The sequence below is a fragment of the Dactylosporangium sp. CA-139114 genome, assembly GCF_050955725.1.
In the GTDB taxonomy this organism is placed as follows: Bacteria; Actinomycetota; Actinomycetes; order Mycobacteriales; family Micromonosporaceae; genus Dactylosporangium.
Genome location: NZ_CP192080.1, coordinates 7,457,800 through 7,475,635 on the forward strand (window position 1 = coordinate 7,457,800; position 17,836 = coordinate 7,475,635).

The 17,836-nt window shown below is 75.6% G+C and carries 17 protein-coding genes; 8 read left to right on the top strand and 9 right to left on the bottom strand.

Annotated features, from left to right (window positions below):
- The first annotated feature begins 14 nt into the window (after nucleotides 1-14).
- On the top strand, nucleotides 15-986 hold the full coding sequence (locus tag ACQP2P_RS33165; RefSeq protein WP_433607573.1) for a DUF2332 domain-containing protein: 972 nt from the start codon (nucleotides 15-17) through the stop codon (nucleotides 984-986).
- Here ACQP2P_RS33165 and ACQP2P_RS33170 read toward each other — a convergent pair.
- Nucleotides 981-1,625: a hypothetical protein gene (locus ACQP2P_RS33170; RefSeq protein WP_433607575.1), complete on the bottom strand. Its 645-nt coding sequence runs from the start codon at nucleotides 1,623-1,625 to the stop codon at nucleotides 981-983. The two genes, ACQP2P_RS33165 and ACQP2P_RS33170, sit on opposite strands and share 6 nt — an antisense overlap.
- Nucleotides 1,626-1,683: 58 nt before the next feature.
- On the opposite strand from ACQP2P_RS33170, the gene ACQP2P_RS33175 reads away from it, so the two are divergent.
- Nucleotides 1,684-2,094, top strand: coding sequence for a DNA-binding protein (locus tag ACQP2P_RS33175; RefSeq protein WP_433607577.1), 411 nt, complete (start codon nucleotides 1,684-1,686; stop codon nucleotides 2,092-2,094).
- Here the strand turns inward: ACQP2P_RS33175 and ACQP2P_RS33180 are convergent.
- From ACQP2P_RS33180 to ACQP2P_RS33190, 3 genes are read right to left on the bottom strand one after another with little or no spacing between them, the layout of a single operon-like run.
- Entirely contained in the window at nucleotides 2,091-3,701 is a 1,611-nt protein-coding gene (locus ACQP2P_RS33180; RefSeq protein WP_433607579.1) for a sensor domain-containing diguanylate cyclase, read from the bottom strand. The genes ACQP2P_RS33175 and ACQP2P_RS33180 overlap by 4 nt on opposite strands.
- A 37-nt stretch (nucleotides 3,702-3,738) precedes the next feature.
- Nucleotides 3,739-4,362 (bottom strand): response regulator, encoded by a 624-nt coding sequence (locus tag ACQP2P_RS33185; protein ID WP_433619361.1) that lies wholly within the window; start codon nucleotides 4,360-4,362, stop codon nucleotides 3,739-3,741.
- A gap of 29 nt (nucleotides 4,363-4,391) precedes the next feature.
- Nucleotides 4,392-5,522: a sensor histidine kinase gene (locus ACQP2P_RS33190; protein WP_433607581.1), complete on the bottom strand. Its 1,131-nt coding sequence runs from the start codon at nucleotides 5,520-5,522 to the stop codon at nucleotides 4,392-4,394.
- Between the two features lie 144 nt (nucleotides 5,523-5,666).
- On the opposite strand from ACQP2P_RS33190, the gene ACQP2P_RS33195 reads away from it, so the two are divergent.
- A complete protein-coding gene (locus tag ACQP2P_RS33195; protein ID WP_433607583.1) occupies nucleotides 5,667-6,356 on the top strand; it encodes a hypothetical protein in 690 nt (229 codons plus the stop codon).
- 3 nt (nucleotides 6,357-6,359) lie between these two features.
- Here ACQP2P_RS33195 and ACQP2P_RS33200 read toward each other — a convergent pair whose 3' ends face one another.
- The 3 genes from ACQP2P_RS33200 to ACQP2P_RS33210 form a co-directional block, all read right to left on the bottom strand.
- The gene (locus ACQP2P_RS33200) at nucleotides 6,360-6,767 is read right to left on the bottom strand and encodes a sensor histidine kinase (protein ID WP_433607585.1); all 408 of its coding nucleotides are present in this window, start codon (nucleotides 6,765-6,767) and stop codon (nucleotides 6,360-6,362) included.
- Nucleotides 6,768-7,193: 426 nt separating this feature from the next.
- Nucleotides 7,194-9,086 (bottom strand): IPT/TIG domain-containing protein, encoded by a 1,893-nt coding sequence (locus tag ACQP2P_RS33205; RefSeq protein ID WP_433607587.1) that lies wholly within the window; start codon nucleotides 9,084-9,086, stop codon nucleotides 7,194-7,196.
- Between the two features lie 112 nt (nucleotides 9,087-9,198).
- Nucleotides 9,199-9,384: a hypothetical protein gene (locus tag ACQP2P_RS33210; RefSeq protein WP_433607589.1), complete on the bottom strand. Its 186-nt coding sequence runs from the start codon at nucleotides 9,382-9,384 to the stop codon at nucleotides 9,199-9,201.
- 328 nt (nucleotides 9,385-9,712) lie between these two features.
- Between ACQP2P_RS33210 and ACQP2P_RS33215 the strand changes: the two genes are divergently transcribed.
- Together ACQP2P_RS33215 and ACQP2P_RS33220 are read left to right on the top strand one after the other, a co-directional pair.
- Nucleotides 9,713-10,873 carry a sensor histidine kinase gene (locus ACQP2P_RS33215; protein WP_433607591.1) on the top strand — a complete coding sequence of 387 codons (1,161 nt, stop codon included), beginning with the start codon at nucleotides 9,713-9,715 and terminating at the stop codon, nucleotides 10,871-10,873.
- A 134-nt stretch (nucleotides 10,874-11,007) separates the two neighbouring features.
- The gene (locus ACQP2P_RS33220) at nucleotides 11,008-11,682 is read left to right on the top strand and encodes a response regulator transcription factor (protein WP_433607593.1); all 675 of its coding nucleotides are present in this window, start codon (nucleotides 11,008-11,010) and stop codon (nucleotides 11,680-11,682) included.
- Here ACQP2P_RS33220 and ACQP2P_RS33225 read toward each other — a convergent pair.
- Nucleotides 11,666-13,876 (bottom strand): putative bifunctional diguanylate cyclase/phosphodiesterase, encoded by a 2,211-nt coding sequence (locus ACQP2P_RS33225; RefSeq protein WP_433607595.1) that lies wholly within the window; start codon nucleotides 13,874-13,876, stop codon nucleotides 11,666-11,668. The two genes, ACQP2P_RS33220 and ACQP2P_RS33225, sit on opposite strands and share 17 nt — an antisense overlap.
- A 108-nt stretch (nucleotides 13,877-13,984) precedes the next feature.
- Here ACQP2P_RS33225 and ACQP2P_RS33230 point away from each other — a divergent pair, with 108 nt between their 5' ends.
- The 3 genes from ACQP2P_RS33230 to ACQP2P_RS33240 all read left to right on the top strand — a co-directional run bounded on the left by ACQP2P_RS33230 (nucleotide 13,985) and on the right by ACQP2P_RS33240 (nucleotide 16,328).
- Complete coding sequence (locus ACQP2P_RS33230) at nucleotides 13,985-15,130, top strand: sensor histidine kinase (RefSeq protein WP_433607597.1); 1,146 nt, start codon at nucleotides 13,985-13,987, stop codon at nucleotides 15,128-15,130.
- Nucleotides 15,127-15,750 carry a LuxR C-terminal-related transcriptional regulator gene (locus tag ACQP2P_RS33235; protein ID WP_433607599.1) on the top strand — a complete coding sequence of 208 codons (624 nt, stop codon included), beginning with the start codon at nucleotides 15,127-15,129 and terminating at the stop codon, nucleotides 15,748-15,750. Before ACQP2P_RS33230 ends, ACQP2P_RS33235 begins: the two co-directional genes overlap by 4 nt.
- A 215-nt stretch (nucleotides 15,751-15,965) precedes the next feature.
- On the top strand, nucleotides 15,966-16,328 hold the full coding sequence (locus ACQP2P_RS33240) for a hypothetical protein (protein ID WP_433607601.1): 363 nt from the start codon (nucleotides 15,966-15,968) through the stop codon (nucleotides 16,326-16,328).
- A gap of 25 nt (nucleotides 16,329-16,353) precedes the next feature.
- On the opposite strand, the gene ACQP2P_RS33245 is transcribed toward ACQP2P_RS33240, so the two are convergent.
- Nucleotides 16,354-17,745, bottom strand: a complete 1,392-nt coding sequence (locus ACQP2P_RS33245; RefSeq protein ID WP_433607603.1) for a DUF1996 domain-containing protein — start codon at nucleotides 17,743-17,745, stop codon at nucleotides 16,354-16,356.
- Between the last annotated feature and the right edge of the window lie 91 nt (nucleotides 17,746-17,836).

Here is a 17,836-nt window from a genome sequence, read left to right on the forward strand (position 1 = left end):
CTAGCCTCGCAGGCATGAGCCTGGAGGGTACGGCCGAGCAGTACCGGTACTTCGCGACCGCCATGGCGCGCGGGAGCTCGCCGCTCTACGAGCGGCTGGGGCTGGCCGTCGCGGAGGACCGGGAGATGCTGGAGGCGCTGGAGGCGCTGCCGCCGGCCAAGCGCCAGCCCAACCTGCTGCTCGCGGCGGTGCGGCTGGTCGCGGGGACGCCGGACGGGTACGAGCGGCTGCGCGCGGTCGTGTTCGACCGGCGCGACGAGGTCTTCGCGGTGATGCTGGCCCGGCGGACGCAGACGAACGAGGCCGGGCGGTGTGCGGGGCTCTACCCGGCGCTGGCCTCGCTGCCGCAGCCGCTGGCCCTGCTGGAGGTGGGCGCCTCGGCGGGGCTGTGCCTGCTGGCGGACCGGTACGGCTACGAGTACACCGGGCACGACGGCGCCGTGACGCGGGGCGGCGCCCCGGACGCGGAGCTGGTGCTGCGCTGCCGCGTCGACGGGCCGGCGCCGTCCGTGGCCCCGATCACGGTGGCGTGGCGGGCCGGGCTCGACCTCAACCCGCTGGACGTCACCGATGACGAGGACGTGCGGTGGCTGCGGATGCTCGTGTGGCCGGAGCAGACCGACCGGCTGGCGCGGCTCGACGCGGCCGTGCGGATCGCCCGGCGGGATCCGCCCACGGTGCACCGAGGCGACCTGAACGAGCGGCTCGGCGCGCTCGCGGCCGAGGCGCCCGCCGGGGCGACGCTGGTGGTGCTGCACACGGCGGTCGTCGGCTACGTGCCGGAGCCGGCCCGCGGCGCGTTCGTGCGGCGGGTGCGGGCCCTGCCGGGGCACTGGCTGTCGCAGGAGACGGCGGACGTCTTCCCGGACATCGCGGCGCGGCTGCGGGAGCCGGCGCCGGTGGAGACGGCCGCGTACCTGCTCGCGCTGGACGGGCGGCCGCTGGCGTTCACGGCGCTGCACGGGTCGTGGCAGCGGCCGCTATAGGGCGATCCAGGTGGCCCGGGCCACGGCGAGCGGGGCGCCGGACGAGTCGTACACAGTGGACAGTGCCTGGGCCTTGCGCCCCTCGCCGCCCAGGTACTGCCCCATGACGACGCAGGTGTCGCCGGGCTCGGCGACGGCGTCGATCCAGACGGCGAGGCGGCCCAGGACGTACGGGCGGCCCTCGGCGATCACCGACCAGCCGCCGGGGCAGTCCAGCGCGGCCCACATGGTGACCTCGGCGACGTCGGCGGGCACGTGCCACGGGGTGGCGGTGCGGTCACCGGAGACGGGGCCGGGCAGCAGGCCGAGGCCGTCGGCGCGCTCGGTGCCGCACACGTAGCACGTCGGGAACGGGTGACCGCTGAGCCCGCCGTACCGCTTCGTCGCCTCGGCGGCCTCGTCGAGCGACACCGGCCGTACGGCATCCGGCTTCTCCCCCGGTGCGGGGCGGGCCTCGGCGATGAGCTCGTCGCCGTGCGTCGCGCGGCCGTCGGCGAGCGTCAGGTCGGTCTCGAGCGGCGGCGGCCGGCGCAGGGTCACCTCCGCGGGGGCGAGGCCGAGCCGGGTGGCGAGCAGGCCCGCGCTGTAGCCGCCGTTGCCCGAGCCGGGTGGGCCGTTGTACCGCGCCGCGATCCGCATACCGCCCGGTCTACCATTGAACATTGTGTTGAAAACAGTTCGTTGTTAGGCTGGCGGCATGAGCGAACTGCTGGAGCGGCCGGACCCGGGGGCACGGCGGGCCGAGCGGGTGTATTCGGCGCTTGCCCACCTGACGTCCCGGCACGCGGGATCGCCGCAGTTGCGGGCGCGGCACGTGCATGCGGAGGTGGCCGCGCCGCACGAGGTGGTGCGCATCGCGGCGGCCATGGCGGCCGGGTCGGTGCCGCCCGCGCCCGGGGAGCCGGCACTGGACGAGTCCGACCTGGTCGCGGCGCTGACGTTGCTGCCGGACGTGCGCGCGGAGATGGACGTCACGGAGGTGTACCTGCTGCAGACCGCCCGGGACCGCGGCATGACCTGGCAGGACATCGCGCTCAGTCTCGGCCTCGGCAGCCCGCAGGCGGCCCGGCAACGCTACGAACGCCTCACCGCCCGCACCGAAGCTTAGGGAAACACCGTCGGGCGGACGCGCGGCAGCGGCTGGAGGCCGTGCTTCGCCTCGTACATCTTCTTGTCCGCGTGCGCGATGAGGGCGTCGGCGTCCAGGCCGGCCGGGCGCGTCCAGGCCACCCCGATGCTGGCCCGCGGCCGCAGGATCGCGCCCCGCATGTCCAGCGGCGCCGACTCCAGCGCCGCCCCGAGGGCCAGGGCGAGGTCCTGGGCCTGCTCCAGGCACGGCACGTCGCGGCACACCACCACGAACTCGTCGCCGCCGAGGCGCCCGACCACGTCCACGTCGCGGACCGCGCCGCGCAGCACGTGGGCGACGTGGGCGAGCATGCGGTCGCCGGCGGCGTGGCCGTAGCGGTCGTTGACGAGCTTGAAGTCGTTGAGGTCCACGAACACGGCGGCCGTGCCGCGCTCGGCGGTGGCGAGGGCGTCGCAGAGCGCCGTGAGGGTCGCGGCCCGGTTGCGGCAGCCGGTCAGCTCGTCGAAGGCGGCGCGCCGCTGCAGCTCCTCGCGCAGGCGTACCTCCTCGGTGACGTCGGCGAGGCAGATGACCGCGCCCGCGACGCGCCCGTCGGCGGTGGTGAGCGCGCGGGCCTTCGCGCTGGCCCGGCGCAGGCCGAGGCGGGGGTCGCGGTAGCCGTACTCGACGTCGGCGTCGGTGCCGTCGCGCAGCACGCGCACGAGCGCCTCGCCGACCATGGGCCGGTCCGCGGGGATCACCGGGTCCAGGGCGGCCGCGCCGAACTCGCCCCCGATCTCGGTGCCCACCATGCGGGCGCCCCGCGCGTTCTGGTACACCACCCGCCGTTGCGCGTCGATCTGCACCACGCTCATGGGCAGCGCCTCGGTGAGCCGGCGCAGCAGCTGCTCGCTGGCCCGCAGCGCCTCCTCGGCGGCCATCTCGTCGGTGATGTCGAGCATCTCGGCGAGCACGCACGGCTCGGCCTCGTGCAGCAGGCTGTGGTTGGTGATCTCGAACCAGATGACCCGCCCGTCGCGGTGCAGGTGCCGCAGCCGGATCCGCCGCACCTGCCCGGCCGGGGCCGCGAGCAGGTCCATCCAGCCGGCGATGGCCCGCTGACGGTCGTCGGGGTGCACGAGGTCGATCGAGCGGCGCCCGGCCAGCTCGGCCGCGCTCCAGCCGAGCACCCGATGGATCTGCGGGTCCGCGTCGAGGATGACGGCGGTCGGGTCCTTGCGCACGGTGACCAGCCGCGGGCGGACGTCCTCGTGCTCGAGCACGCTGACGTCGTTGAGGTCCGTGATCATCAGCACGATGACGCCGTACCGGTGGGAGACGTCGACCAGATGGAGCCGGGCCGGGCGATCGGGCTGGGACCGCGGACGGAACCGGCAGTTGGCGACGCCCTGGCCGAGCAGCCGGTGCCAGGTGTCGATGATGGTGGTGTGGTCCTCGGGCAGGGCGAGCCCGAGCGCCGAGGACGGCCCGTCGATCGGGCGCAGCCCGGCGTCGCGCAGCTCGTCGGGCAGGTCGACGAACAGCCCGGTGGGCCCGACGGCGCCGATGAACGCGCCGGGGTGTTGCGCGATCGTCGCCTCGAGCACCGCGTCGCGGTCCGCGGGGTCGACCAGGGTCTCGGCCATGCCCCGACATCGGCGCGCGGGCCGGGCAGTCAAGCAATCAGCCGCCGCCGGGGCGAATGAGCCCGCTCTCATACGCGAATGCAACCGCCTGCACCCGATCGCGCAGGCCCAGCTTGGTCAGCATGCGCGAGACGTACGTCTTCACGGTCGCCTCGCCCAGGAAGAGGGTCGCGGCGATCTCGGCGTTGGACTGCCCGCGGGCGACCAGCCGCAGCACGTCGGCCTCGCGCTCGGTGAGCTCGGCCAGCCGGGCGGCCGCGCGCGGATCGGCCACCGGCGCCCCGGCGTAGGACTCGATGACCCGCAGCGTGACCGCGGGATCGAGCAGCGCCTGCCCCGCGGCGACCGTGCGCACGGCGTGTACCAGCTGCTCGGGCGGGGCGACCTTGAGCAGGAAGCCGCTCACCCCGGCGCGCAGGGCCGCCCGCACCGCCTCGTCCTCGTCGAACGTGGTGAGGATGATGACCCGCGCGGCCGACTCGGCGAGGATGTGCCGGGCGGCCTCGATGCCGTCGCCCTTGGGCATGCGCACGTCCAGCAGCACCACGTCGGGGGCGCTGCGGCGCACCTCGGCCCGCGCGGCCGGGCCGTCCGCGGCCTCCCCGACGACCTCGATGTCGGGCTGGTGGTCGAGCAGCATGCGCAGCCCGGCCCGGATCATCGCCTCGTCGTCGGCGACCACGACGCGGATCACGCGAGCACCAGGGGGAACTCGGCCTCGACGGTGAAGCCGCCCGGCCGCTCCCCCGCGCGCAGCGTGCCCGAGGACGCCGCGACCCGCTCCCGCATGCCGAGCAGCCCGAAGCCGCAGGAGGCCTCGGCGGCACCGTGCCCGGCTTCGTTGTCGACGAGGAGCGAGACCCGCTCCGGCTCCCGGCGCAGCAGCACCGTGGTCGGCACCGGCCCGGCGTGGCGCAGGACGTTGGTCAGCGCCTCCTGCAGCACCCGGTAGGCCGAGATGTCGAGGGTCCTCGGCAGCCCGGCCAGGTCGCCCTCGACCGTCAGGGTGACCGGCAGCCCGGCCGCGCGGACCTCGCCGACGAGCTCCTCGGCGCGGGCGAGGGTCGGCTCCGGCGCGGCCGGGTCGCGCAGGAGGCCGACCAGGGCGCGCATCTCCCGCACCGACTCCCGGCCGAGCCGCTCGGCCCCCGCGAGCATCTCCGCCTGGGGCGTGCCCGCCGGCAGGGTGCTGCGCACGGCGCCGAGCTGCAGCACCATCACGCTGATCGAGTGCGCGACGGCGTCGTGCATGTCGCGGGCGATGCGCTGGCGCTCCTCGGCGACGGCCGCGTGGGCGCGGGCCTCCCGCTCGGCGTCCAGCGCCGCGTTGAGCCGGGCGAGCAGCTCCGCGCGGTCGCGCAGCCGCCGCGCGACGAGCCCGCCGCCCCACGCGCCCCAGGCCAGCAGGCCGAAGAAGAGGTTCTCCCAGGCCTGGGCGCCGAGCCCGGAGACGGTGGAGCCGGCCGCCCGCCCCGCCACCCACGTGCCGGCGCTCGCGAGCAGGTGCAGCGCGAGCGGGGCGCGCCAGGACCAGCGGGCGGCGCGGAAGCCGGCCCAGCCCGGCGCGGCCACGAAGCCCAGGACCGCGGCGCCGGTCGGCCCGTGCAGCCCGCCCAGCACGGCGATCGGGAACGCCAGGCCGACCAGCGCCGACCCGCCGATGGGCCGCCACGCGCCCAGCGCCATCCCGCCGGCGACCGCGGCGAGGGCGGCGGCGGGCGCGGCCGGCGCGGCGGAGAACTGCTCGTCGAGCAGGATCTCGGCCGCGCCGATCACCGCGAGGGCCGCGGCCAGGCCCCCGGGCACGAGCTTGGCGTTCATGCGGCGAGCCTAGACGCCGCTGGTCAACCGCCGGGTCGGCCGTACGACGGACACGGTGACGGCTCCGCGTCCGCCGCGGGGCGGACAGGAGTCGAGACGCGCGCGGGCAGAGCACGGCGCCGAATCTCCCTAGCGTTGCTGGGCATGACGAACGAAACCTCTCCCGCTCGCCGGGTCATGCTGATCGCCGCCGGTGCCGCCCTGCTCGCGGGCGCCGCCTGCTTCTTCGCCGGCCTCGCCACGTCCCCGCCCGAGGTGGACGAGACGAAGGCCTCCTACCTGCGCTCGCTCGCCGCCGACCCGTTCACCACCCAGCTGTCGGCGCTGCTGCTGCACTACGGCAACCTGCTGATGGGCGCCGGCCTGCTCGCCGTGCCGCTGCTGGTGCGCGGGCGCCGCGGCGCGGTGCTCACGGTCGCCGGGGCGCTGGCGGGCGCGCTCGGACTGCTGCAGATGTCCGGCGCGCTGCTGTCGGACTGGTTCCACATGGAGATCGGGCGCAACCTGCCGATCGAGCAGGCGGTGCTCGTCTCCGACAAGGTGCTCGCCCACCCGGCGGAGCAGCTCGCCTTCAACCCGGGGCCGCTGGTGTCCCTCGCGCTGCTGGTGACGTTCATCGGGCTGGCCGGGGCCGGGGTGGTGGGCTGGTGGGCGGTGCCCGCCGTGGTCGTGGGCTACGCGGGGATGCTCTTCATGCCGTACGACACCCCGATCCTGCCCGCCGTGGGCACCCTGCCGATGCTCGCCGCGATGGGCTTCGCCGGCTGGCGGGTGCTCGGCCGGTCCCGGGTCGCGGGCGGCCGGCCGGTGCTCAGTCCGGTTGCGGCAGGCTGATCGTCACGACGGTGCCGCCGGGGTTCTCCCGATCCCGATCGTCCCGCCGTGCCGGTCCACCACGCGCTGGACGATCGCCAGGCCCAGCCCAATCCCGGCGTAGCCCTGGCCGGTGTGGGCGCGATGGAACGAGGAGAGCACCTGGCGGCGCTGGTCGGCCGGGATGCCGATGCCGCGGTCGGCGACCGTGATGCGGGCCGTCCCGCCGCGGCGCCCGGCGGCGACGCTGACCTCGGCGCGATGCCCTTCACCGCGTTGCCGACGAGATTGTCGAGCACCTGCCGCAGCATGCCGGGGTCCGCCCACACCGCGCGCAGGTCCCCGGTCGCGATGGCGGGCCGGTCCGGCTCCGGCAGATGGCCCGTGCGCACCGTGACGATGTGCTCGACCATCGCGGCGAGGCCGGCCCACTCCGGGCGCAGCGGCGCGTCGCGCGCGGTGGCGAAGGCGAGCAGGTCGTCGATGAGCTGGTCCATGTGCCGGGCGTTGCCCCGGGCCCGGCCCGCGTAGCTCGCGGCGCTCGCCGCCGCCCGGTCGGCCGCGTCCGAGCCGGCCAGCAGGTCGGCGGCCATCTCGGTGAAGCCGATGATGCCGGCGGGTTCTTCAGGTCGTGCGCGACGACGCCGGCGAGGGCGGCCGGCTCCGCCTCCCGGTCGCGCAGCGCGGTGACGTCGAACGCGGTGCAGATGGCGCCGGGGTGCCCGTCGGGCGAGCGCATCGGCCGGGCGTCGACGAACGGCTCCGCGCGCTGCACATCTGCCCGATCGACCCGGGCGCCCCGGAGCTGAGGCGAACCTCGCTCCGGGGCGCGACGGGCATGCTCGCGCGGCGCGCGGACTACCGCACCGCGCGGCCGAACCGCACGCGCGGGCGGACGAGCACGGCGCCGGTCAGCAGCATGGCCAGGCCGGCCAGGGCCATCGGGCCCGCGGGCGCGCCGGTGACGGCCAGGCCGCCGCTCGACGCGGCCGCCCGGGGCGCCACGGTGACGGTCAGCTTCATCGCGCGCGGGTTGCCCGACGGCGCGACGCCCTGGGCGACCAGCGTGTGCACGCCGGAGCCGAGGGAGGCCGGCACGGTGACCGGCTTGCTGAAGTCGCCGTTGCCGTCGGCGACGACGGTGCCGAGGGTCAGCGGCGTGGAGTACAGCGTGATCGTCGCCGTCGAGTGGGCGGCGAACCCGGTGCCGATCACCACGATGTCCTGACCCGGCGCGGCGGTGCTGATGGCGCCCTTGTCCGTGGTCAGGGTCAGCGGGGTGTCCGGCGGCGCGGTCGGCGGGACCGGTGCGGACGGGATGACCGGCTCACTCGTCGCCGGCTGCGAGGCGCCCTGGGCCGAGTCGGCCACGACCGACACCGTGTACTGCTGCCCCGCCGTCGCGCCCAGCACGCAGCTGAGCGGGTTCGGGTCGGTGACCAGGGTGGTGCAGGTCGCCGGGCCGGGCGAGGCGGTGACGGTGTACCCGGTGACCGGCGCGACGTGCGGCGTGGCCGCCGTCCAGGTCACGGTGATCGAGGACGTGCCGGCGGTGGCCGTGACCGGGCTCGGCGCGTCGGGCGGGGCCGGGCAGGCCGGGATCGGCGGCGGGAAGAAGAAGACCTTCTTCAGGGCGGGCGCCTTGCCGGCCCGAGCGGCCTGCTTACCAGCCTTGCCGGCCTTGTCAGCCCTGTCGGCCTTCTTGGCGTTGCCCGCGTTGTCGGGCCCCGCGAGATCGTCGTACCCGAACTGGTTCGCCGCCGTGACCGTGCCCTGCGAGGTCGTCAGGGCCAGGTCCACGAACCCGATCGAGTGCGCCGGCGCCGTCACGGCGACCGTGGTGGAGTCGAGCACGGTGAGGTGGGTGCCCGGGACGCCACCGAAGGTCACCGCGGTGGTGCCGGTCAAGTTGGTGCCCGTGACGGTGATGGTGGCACCGCCCGCGACGTTGTCCCAGTCCGGCATGAACGACGTGATCGTCGGGCCGGGTGCCGTGTAGGTGAAGCCGCCGGTCACGGTGGACGTGCCGAAGGGCGTCGAGACCGCCACGTCGACGGCGCCGGCCGCGTGGGCGGGCGTGGTCGCGGTGATCGACGTGGCGCTGTTGGCCGTGATCGTGGCCGCGGCGCCGTCGAACGTCACGCCGCTCGCGCCGGTCAGGTAGGTCCCGGTGATCGTCACGGCGGTGCCGCCCGCCGCGGGCCCGCTCCCCGGCGTCACCGACGACGCGACCGGAGCCAGGGGCAGGGGCGGGATCACGATCGGCGGGGTCACAACGGGCGGCACGACGGGCGGCACGACGGGCGGCACGACCGGCGGGGTCACGACGGGCGGGATGACCGGCGTGTAGGTGAAGGTGCCGTCGCTGACCGACGAGACACACGAGCCGACGGCGACCTGCACGGTCGCGGGGCCGGCCGGGCCCGCGGGCGTCACGGCGGTGATCTGGGTCGGGCTGTCGACGGTGAACGACGTGGCGTCCGAGCCGTTGAAGGTCACGGCCGTCGCGCCGGTGAACCCGGTGCCGGTGATCGTGACCGTCGTACCGCCGGCGGCCGTGCCCGTGGCCGGGCTGACCGTCGCCACCACCGGCTGGGTGGAGACGCTGGCGAGCCGCGAGGCGGCGGTCCCCCGCTCCGGCGGCGGCGCCGCGGTGGCCACCGTGAACGCGCCGAGCACCAGCAGGCCGAGCGCGATGTTCGGCCACGGCGACCCGCGCCGCCCCGAACGCCGTCTGAACCACCTGAACACGCAGCATCCCCCGTCCGTACGACCCCGGCGGTGGGACCCCACCGCCGACGTGACCGTACCGGACAAAAACTCACATGTCCGGAAAAGACGGATATCGGGGATAGTGCCGGGCTTACGGGCACTCCCGCCGGCCGCAGACGTGGTCCAGGATCGCGTTGCAGTCCTCCGGCACCGTGTCGGCGCGCCAGGCCACGTGCTGGTCGGGGCGCACGAGCACGAGCCGGCGGCCCCAGCACGCGCGCACCGCCGGGTCGAAGACGGGCAGGTGCGCCACCGGCAGGCCGCGCGTGCGCGCCACGCCCGCGAGGGGCCCGGCCCTGCGCGTCGCCGGTCAGGTCGACGAGCGTGAGCTGCGGCCCGAGCCGGTCGAAGCGCTGCTTCCGCGGCAAGGACCTCGCGCTGCACTCGCGCGGGCCCGGGCTGTCCACGCTCGCCGTGAGGAAGACCGCGCCGCGGCGGTACGCCCGGGCGACCGGCAGCGTGTCGTCCCGGTCGTGCACGCCGAGCACTTGGCCGCTGGGGGTGGGACCGCAGCGTGAGGGCCCCCGGTATACACCGGAGTCAGCGCGGCCCAACCGTACTTTTGACCGGTACGCAAACCGTCGGTCGTTCGTAGCCTGGAGCGCGTGACGGCCTGGAATCGCTTGGTGGACGCAGCGCTCGTGGCGGGCGGGGGCATGCTGCTCGCCGCCGCCGCACTGGCGCTCGCGGCCAGCTGGGGCGGGGCCTCCTGGGTGCCGGGGCTGATCGCCGGGGCGGCCGTCATCGTCGCCGCGCTGCTGCGCCGCCGGGCACCGGTCGCGTCCGCGGGCGCCGGGCTCGCCGTGGCGGTCGCGGCCGTGGTCGCGGCCCGGGTCGCGGGGCTGCCGGTCGAGCCGCAGCCCGGCCTGGCGCTCGGGCTCGCCGTGCTGGCCGGCGCCGCGGTGCGCCGGTTCGAGCCGCGGGCCGCCGCCGGGGCCGCGGGCGGGGCGCTGCTCGTGCTGGCCGCCGGTCCCCTGCTCTCCGCGCGCGCCTCGTCCGGCGGGGCCACCGTGGTCGCCGTCGCCGACGTGCTCGTCTGGGTCGCGGGCGTGGGCGGCGGGCTCTGGCTGCGGCTGGCGGGGCGCCGGCGACAGGAACTGGCGGAAGCCGTACGGCGGGAGGAGCGCCTCGCCCTCGCCCGCGAACTGCACGACGTCGTCGCCCATCACGTCACCGGGATCGTCGTGCAGGCCCAGGCCGCGCGGGTCGTGGCGGGCCGGCACCCGCAGCGCCTGGAGGGCTCGATCGCCGGGATCGAGCAGGCCGGCTCGGAGGCCCTGGCGGCGATGCGGCGGATCGTGTCGCTGCTGCGCGACGCCGGGGACGCGGCGCCCGCCAGCGGGGAGCCGGAGCGGCTGGAGGCCCTCGTGCGGCGCTTCGAGGACGGCGACACCCGTTCGGTACGGCTCCGCCTCCCCGACACCGCCTCCGCCTGGCCGCCGGAGCTCACAAGCACCGTGTACCGCATCGTGCAGGAGTCCCTCACCAACGTGGCCCGGCACGCGGCCCAGGCCGCGACCGTCGACGTGAGCGTGGTGCAGTCCCCGGCCGGCGTGACGGTGTCGGTGACCGACGACGCGCCGCCCCCGGCCCGGACCGGGCGCGGGCCGCGCGCGGGCGGGTTCGGGCTGATCGGGATGCGGGAGCGCGTCGAGGCGCTGGGCGGTTCGTTCGAGGCCGGCCCGCGCTCCCCGCACGGCTGGGCGGTGACGGCGCAACTGCCGCGGCTCGCACCGACGCCGATACCGGCGGGACGATCCCGGTGAGCGAGCCGGGACGACGCGGGGTGCGGCATGACGGCGCGGGACGACCGCGGTGAGCGTGCCGGGACGACGCGGGGCGCGGCCTGACGGCGCGGGACGGCCGCGGTGAGCGGGCCGGGATCAGGCGGGGTGCGGCGGTGACGATTCGGGTGCTCATCGCCGACGATCAGGCCATGGTGCGGGGCGGGCTGCGGCTCATCCTCGAGGACCAGGACGACATCGAGGTCGTGGCCGAGGCGGCCGACGGGGTCGAGGCGATCGCCGCCGCCCGGCGGCTGCGGCCCGACGTGTGCCTCGTCGACATCCGGATGCCCCGGCTCGACGGGCTCGAGGTGACCCGGGCGCTCGCGGGGCCGGCCGTGGCCGAGCCGCTGCGCGTCATCGTGGTCACCACGTTCGACCTGGACGAGTATGTGTACGGCGCGCTGCACGGCGGGGCGGTCGGGTTCATCCTCAAGGACGCCGGGCCGGCGCTGCTGGTCGAGGCGGTGCGGGCCGCGCACGCGGGGGATGCGCTGGTGTCGCCCTCGATCACCGTACGGCTGCTGCGGCACCTGAAACGCCCGGCCCGGGCGGCGCTGGCGGCGTCGAGGCTGTCGCAGCGGGAGACCGAGGTCGTGCGGCTCATCGCGCGCGGGCGGACCAAACAGGAACTCGGGGCGGCGCTCTTCATCTCGCTGAGCACCGTGAAGAGCCACGTCTCGGCGATCCAGGCCAAGCTCGGGCTGCGCAACCGGGTCGAGATCGCCGCCTGGGCCTGGGAACACGGCATCGCGGACGAGGACCGGGACGGATTCATCGGGCGGAGCTGAGCTGCGCCGCCCGCGTGAAGTCCGGGGACTCCTCGGGCCGGCCGAAGAGGTAGCCCTGGGCGTAGCGGTAGCCCATCCGGAACAGCGCCTCGGCCTGGTCGGCCGACTCCACGCCCTCGGCGATCGCGGTCAGGCCCAGGTGCGCCGACACGTCGACGAGCGCCGTGGCGATCACCGAGTGCCCGCCACCGGCGAGGTCGTCGACGAAGGACTTGTCGACCTTGAGCACGTCGACCGGGGCGGTGCGCAGCAGGCCGAGCGAGGAGTGGCCGGTGCCGAAGTCGTCCAGGGCGATGCGGACGCCGAGGGCCTTGATCGCCCGCAGCGCGTCCAGGGCCGTCGAGCTGTCGAAGACGGCGGTCTCGGTGACCTCGACGGTGAGGCAGGAGGCGGGCAGGGCGGTGTCGTGCAGTACCGAGGCCACGAAGGCGGGAAAACCGGGCTCCGACAGCTGCCGGGCCGAGACGTTCACCGACACGTATCCGGGGGCCGCCGCGCCCAGCTCGCGCCGCCAGGCGTGCATGCGCTCGAGCGCGGTACGCAGGATCCAGCCGCCCAGCTCGACGATCAGGCCGTTGTGCTCGGCGACCGGGACGAAGACGACCGGGTTGACCAGGCCGCGCCGCGGGTGCCGCCAGCGCACCAGGGCCTCCACCGCGGCCACGCGCCCCTCGGGCAGGGCCACGATCGGCTGGTACACCAGGAAGAACTGCCCCTCGTCGAGCGCGGTGCGCAGCTCGGCGCCCAGCTGCGCGTGCTCGGTGGCGCCCTCGTCCAGCAGCGGGTCGTAGCGCAGGTGGCGCCCGCCGGTGACCTTGGCCGCGTACATGGCGACGTCGGCCCGGCGCAGCGGCTCGAACGGGTCGGCGGTGTCCTCGTCGTCGGCGACCCCGATGCTGGCCCGCATGAGCAGCCGGTGCGGCCCGGCGGTCAGCGGCTGGTGCAGCGAGGCGACGATCCCGGCCACGATCCGGTCCGCGACCCCGGCCGAGGTGCGGGGCAGGTGCACGGCGAACTCGTCGCCGCCGAGGCGGGCCACGGTGTCACCGGGGCGCACGAGGCCGGTGAGGCGCTCGGCCACCGCCCCGAGCAGCCGGTCGCCGACGGTGTGGCCGAGGCGGTCGTTGACGGCCTTGAAGTCGTCCAGGTCGATGAGGGCCACGTGCGAGCGCGCGCCGGTGCCGAGCTCGGCGCGGATGCGCGCCTCCAGCGCCCGGCGGTTGGCCAGGCCGGTGAGCTCGTCGCGCATGGCGAGGGTGCGCACCTGGTTGACGAGGCCGGCCATGCGCAGCACGGACAGCAGGAACAGCACGGCGGCGCAGATGCCGACCGCGAGCCAATCGATGTGCCGCGGGTCGCGAAAGCCCTGCACCACCAGCACCGCCGGCGCCAGCAGGGACGAGGCCGCCATCACGGCCAGCCGCGCCCGGCCGTCGGGCACCTCGCCGGCGTCGCGAGCGGCGACGTCGGCCCCGCGCACCGAGGGGTGCAGGGCGGCCGCGGCCCAGAAGACGTAGGACAGCATCCAGCCGGCGTCGAACACGCCGCCCACGTAGGCGGTGTAGGAGTTGACGATCGAGAACGCGATGTCGGCGGCCAGCAGCAGCCCCAGCGCCGCCACGAGCAGCCGCGTGCTGGTGTCGCGCCGGGCGCTACCGACCACGAGCCGGGCCACGAGCGCGAGCAGCAGCACGTCCGCGGCCGGGTAGGCCAGCGCGATGACCCGGGTCGTCACGGGCGAGGTGGCGTCGTTGGCGATGGGCTGCATGACGAACGTCCACAGCACCAGGCCGGTGCCGGTGGCGAAGACGAGCGCGTCGACCATCGCCGTCCAGCTCGGCCCCCGCGTGCGGCGGCGGCCGAGCAGGAACAGGCCGCCGAACAGGAACGGGTAGGCGCAGAGGTAGAACACGTCGGCCGGGGACGGGAACGGCTCCTCGTGCGCGACGTGCTCGAAGTAGGCGTAGATCCAGTCGCCGATGGACCACAGGGCGGTGCCGGCGGCGCTCAGCAGCCAGGCGGCCCGCCGCACGCGGTCGGTGCGGCGGGCCCCGGCCAGCATCACCAGGGCGGCGACGGTGCCGATGCCGCTGTAGACGCACGCCTGCGCGACGGAGGCGGTGGGCAGCGCGAAGTAGCCGCCGACCGTCGCCGATCCGGCGAGGAGCCACCACAGCCACCGCTTTTCCCGCACGAGGCCACTATCGGCAGGGCGGGCACGCGGCTGAGTGTGATCGCTACCATCCGTGGCGGCCAGATGCCGGGTCATTTCAACAGTCGCGAAACCCGGTACATTTCGTGCATGACCGTCGATCGGGCGGTGGCTCCCGCCGCCCTCGGTCGAGCCGTGCTGCTCGGCCGGGGCGCCGCCACGCTCACCGCGGCGGGGACCGGGCTGCGCCTCGTGCCCGACCCCCGCCCGCTGCTGCTGGCCGCAGCGGTGTTCCTGCTGGTGAGCGTCGCCGGGCTCGTCGTGCTGGCCCGCAACCCCTACGTGGTGCGCCACCCGGTGCCGCTGCTGGCCGCCGACACCCTGCTCACCCTGGTGGTGCTCGCGGCCGACCCGGGCATCGCGTACTTCTGCGCCGCCGCGGGCGCCTCCGCCCTCGCCGGGGTCGTGGCGGGGATGCGGGCCCTCTGGCTCGCCGCGGGACACGCCGCGCTCGGGTACGCCGTCGCCGCGCACGTGCTGGCCGGCAGCCCCGCGCACGCCGAGTTCGTGCTCGCCTACCCGATCGCGTGCGTCCTGGCCGCCACGGGCGCCGCGGTGGCCACCACGGCCCTGCGCCGCCACGTGGAGCTCTCGGTCCGGGTGGTCGCCTCGGCCCAGCGCGCCGCGGCCGCCGACGAGCGCGCCCGGCTCGCCCGCGAGCTGCACGACTCGGTGGCCAAGACCCTCCGCGGCGTCTCGTTCGCCGCCCTCGCCCTCCCGCAGAGCCTGCGCCGCCACCCCGGCCTCGCCGAGCGCCTCGCGGGCACCGTCTCCGAGGGCGCCGCGGCCGCCGCCCGGGAGGCCCGCGACCTGCTCGACGGCCTGCGCTGCGACGAGCCGACCCGGGACTTCGCCACGGTCGTGGCCGACCGGTGCGCGGCCTGGCAGCGCTCGACCGGCATCGCGGTCCGCCTCGACCTGGCCGCGGCCGATCCGCCCCTGCCGGTCCGCTACGAGCTGCTGCGCATCCTGCAGGAGGCGCTGCGCAACACCGCGGCCCACGCCGCCGCGACCGCGGTGACGGTCCGGCTCGCCCCGCTGGATGGTCGCCTGGTGCTCACCGTGACCGACAACGGGCGCGGCTTCCCGGTGCCGCCGAGCCTCGCGGAGCTGCGCACCGGCAACCGCTACGGCATCCTGGGCATGTCCGAGCGCGCCCGGCTCTCCGGGGGCGCCCTGCGGGTCCGGTCGAGCCCCGGCGGCGGCACCTGCGTGGAAGCCGCCGTCCCGGCATGATCAGCGTGCTCATCGTCGACGACAACCCGATCGTCCGGGCGGCGCTGCGCGGCTACCTCGAGGGCGCCCCGGACGTGGTCGTGGCCGGGGAGGCCGCCGACGGGGTCGAGGCCCTGGCCGAGGCGCGCCGCACCGGCCCCGCCGTGACGCTGCTGGACCACCGCATGCCGGTCGCCGACGGGCTGTCGGTGCTGCCCGACCTGGCCCGGCTGACCTCGATCCTCGTGCTGACCAGCGACCCGGACCCGGCCCTCATCGCGCAGATGCTGCACGGGGGCGCCCGGGGGTACCTCATCCACGGCGCCTTCACGCCCGGCGAGCTGCATCGCGCCGTGGTCGCCGTGGCCGCCGGCTACGGCTGGCTGTCCCCGGCCGCGGCGGCGGTCGCGACGGCCTCGATGCGCTCCCGGCCGGCCGCCCGCCCCCGGCCGCGCTACGGCCTGACCCGCCGCGAGCAGGATGTCCTCGACCTGCTGGCGGAGGGGTTGTCGAACGCGGCCATCGCGCACCGGCTGCTGCTGACCGAGAAGACGGTGAAGAACCACCTGCACCGCGCGTACGCCAAGCTCCGCGTGACCAACCGCACCGAGGCCCTGCTGCGCTGGACCGGCCGCTCATGAACCGCTGGGGCTGGACGTCACTCGCCCTGGCGGTGGCGGCCGTGGTCGTGGTCGTGCCCCCGCTGGTGCTGCCTTCCCCTCCTGCCCCTCCTACCGCTGCCCCGTCCCCGTTCTCCCCTCCGCCGCCGTCCCCTCCGCCGCCGTCCCCTCCGCCGCCGTCCCCTGCTCCGGCGTCGGTCTCCGCCGCGGGGTCGCCGGCCTTCGCGCCCGTCTCCGTGCATGCCGCCGACGCGGCCAACCTGCGCAAGGGCGCCCGCGTCATCGAGTGCCCCACGTGCGACGGCGGCCGCCGCGTCGGCTACATCGGCGGCCCCAACACCCTCGCCGTCCGCATTCCCGAGGTCCCCGCCGCCGGCGAGCGGACCCTGGTCATCGTCTACGAGACCGAGTCCCTGCGCACCCTCAAGGTGGCCGTGGCCGACGGACCCGTGCACACCCTGAAGCTCGCCGGCGCCGGTGACTATCGCCTTCCCGCCCGCACCTCCCTCCCCGTGTACCTGCCCGCCGGCGGCACCTGGATCCGCTTCTACAACGACGACGGGGATGCCCCCGACATCAACCGCATCGAGCTGCGCTGATGTCGTCGATGCCGGGGGCGGCCCGTCAGAACGTGCCGGCCGTGTTGCACTTCGCCTTCTGGACGATGCAGTTCTTCACCCGGTGCCCCTGCGCCGCGTTGTCCCAGGCGAGGAACGCGTCGCCGTGGAACGAGGACGCCATGCCCGACGAGAGCGTGAACCCGTCCGCCGTGCCGCTCGCCGGGTACGCGAGCACGAACGACAGCGACGGGATCGCGACCGGGTACGCCCCGCCGCACGTGCCCGTGTACGCGTACGCCACGTGCGCCTTGTGGTCCGGGCTGTCCAGGTGCACGCCGTCCCAGCAGTCCGGGAAGACGAGCTGGAACATCAGCGTGGCGCCGGGCGCGCACAAGGGCCAGTTGCCGTCCGCGCTCCGCCCGATCTCCCCGCCCGGCCCGGCGCAGTAGAACTGGTTGACCGAGCCAGCCGGCGTCGCCTGCTGCAGCTTCGCGTCCCCGGCGATCATCCGGAAGCCCTGCGGGAACGGCACCGTCGCCGCCGGGCTGGTCAGGCGCGAGCCGTAGTACACGACGACGCCCTTCGGCTCGACCGCGACGCCGTGCTCGTAGAGCGTCGGCACCCAGTACGCCGACAGATCCGGCGCCGGCGCGCAGCTCGTGCCGGCGTTGGCGAGCAGGGTGTCGCCCGTCGAGAACGCGTTGGTGCTGTGGTTGCCCAGGAAGCTGTGCATGTGCGACGCGCCCGGCAGCCCCGGGAAGACGATCGGGTCGTCCTTGATCGAGTGGCTGTACGTGCACGACGCGTTGAACTCCGACACTCGCACGGCGTTCGCCGGCGCCGGGTCCATGGCCATCGCGTTGAACTCGGCGAGCTGCGCGTTCCACCGCGCCGGGTCCACGTTGACCCACCCCGCGCTCGTGCTCGCGCTCGCACTCGGGGTGGCGGAGGCCCCGTTCGTGAACGAGAACCAGTTGATGTTGACGAAGTCGCGGCCGCCGGTCGCGTTGCGCATGACCGCGAACACGGTCTGCGCCCCGGCCGGGTGGCTCGCGGCCGTGGCGGTGAGCGTGGTCCAGGCCTGCCAGCCGCCGGTCGGCGCGACGGTGACGGTGGCCAGCACCGGCCCGGTGAGCGAGCCGGTCCGCAGCTCGATGGCGCCCGTCCCGCCGGTGCCGGCGGAGGCGACGCGAGCGGCGATGCTCAGCGCCCCGGCGGCGCCGAGGTCGACGCCGTCGTAGCGCAGCCAGTCACCGTCGGCGAGGTAGCCGACGGCCTGTCCACCACCGGTGTCGACGGTGTTCTCCACCTGCGCCCCGGACTGCGCGCTGAACGCCTCCGCCTGCACGGTCACCGCCGTGGCGGCATCGGCGGACGTCACCATGGCGGCGGTGACGACGAGGAGGGCGGCGGCCGCGGCCCCGGCGGCGGCGATGAGGCCCCTGACGTTTGGCACGAGGATTCTCCTAACTGCTTGCGACGTGCACGAACGATGGCGAGGGCCCGCACACCGTACGGCCGGATCCCTGGGCCCAAAGACCCAAGCC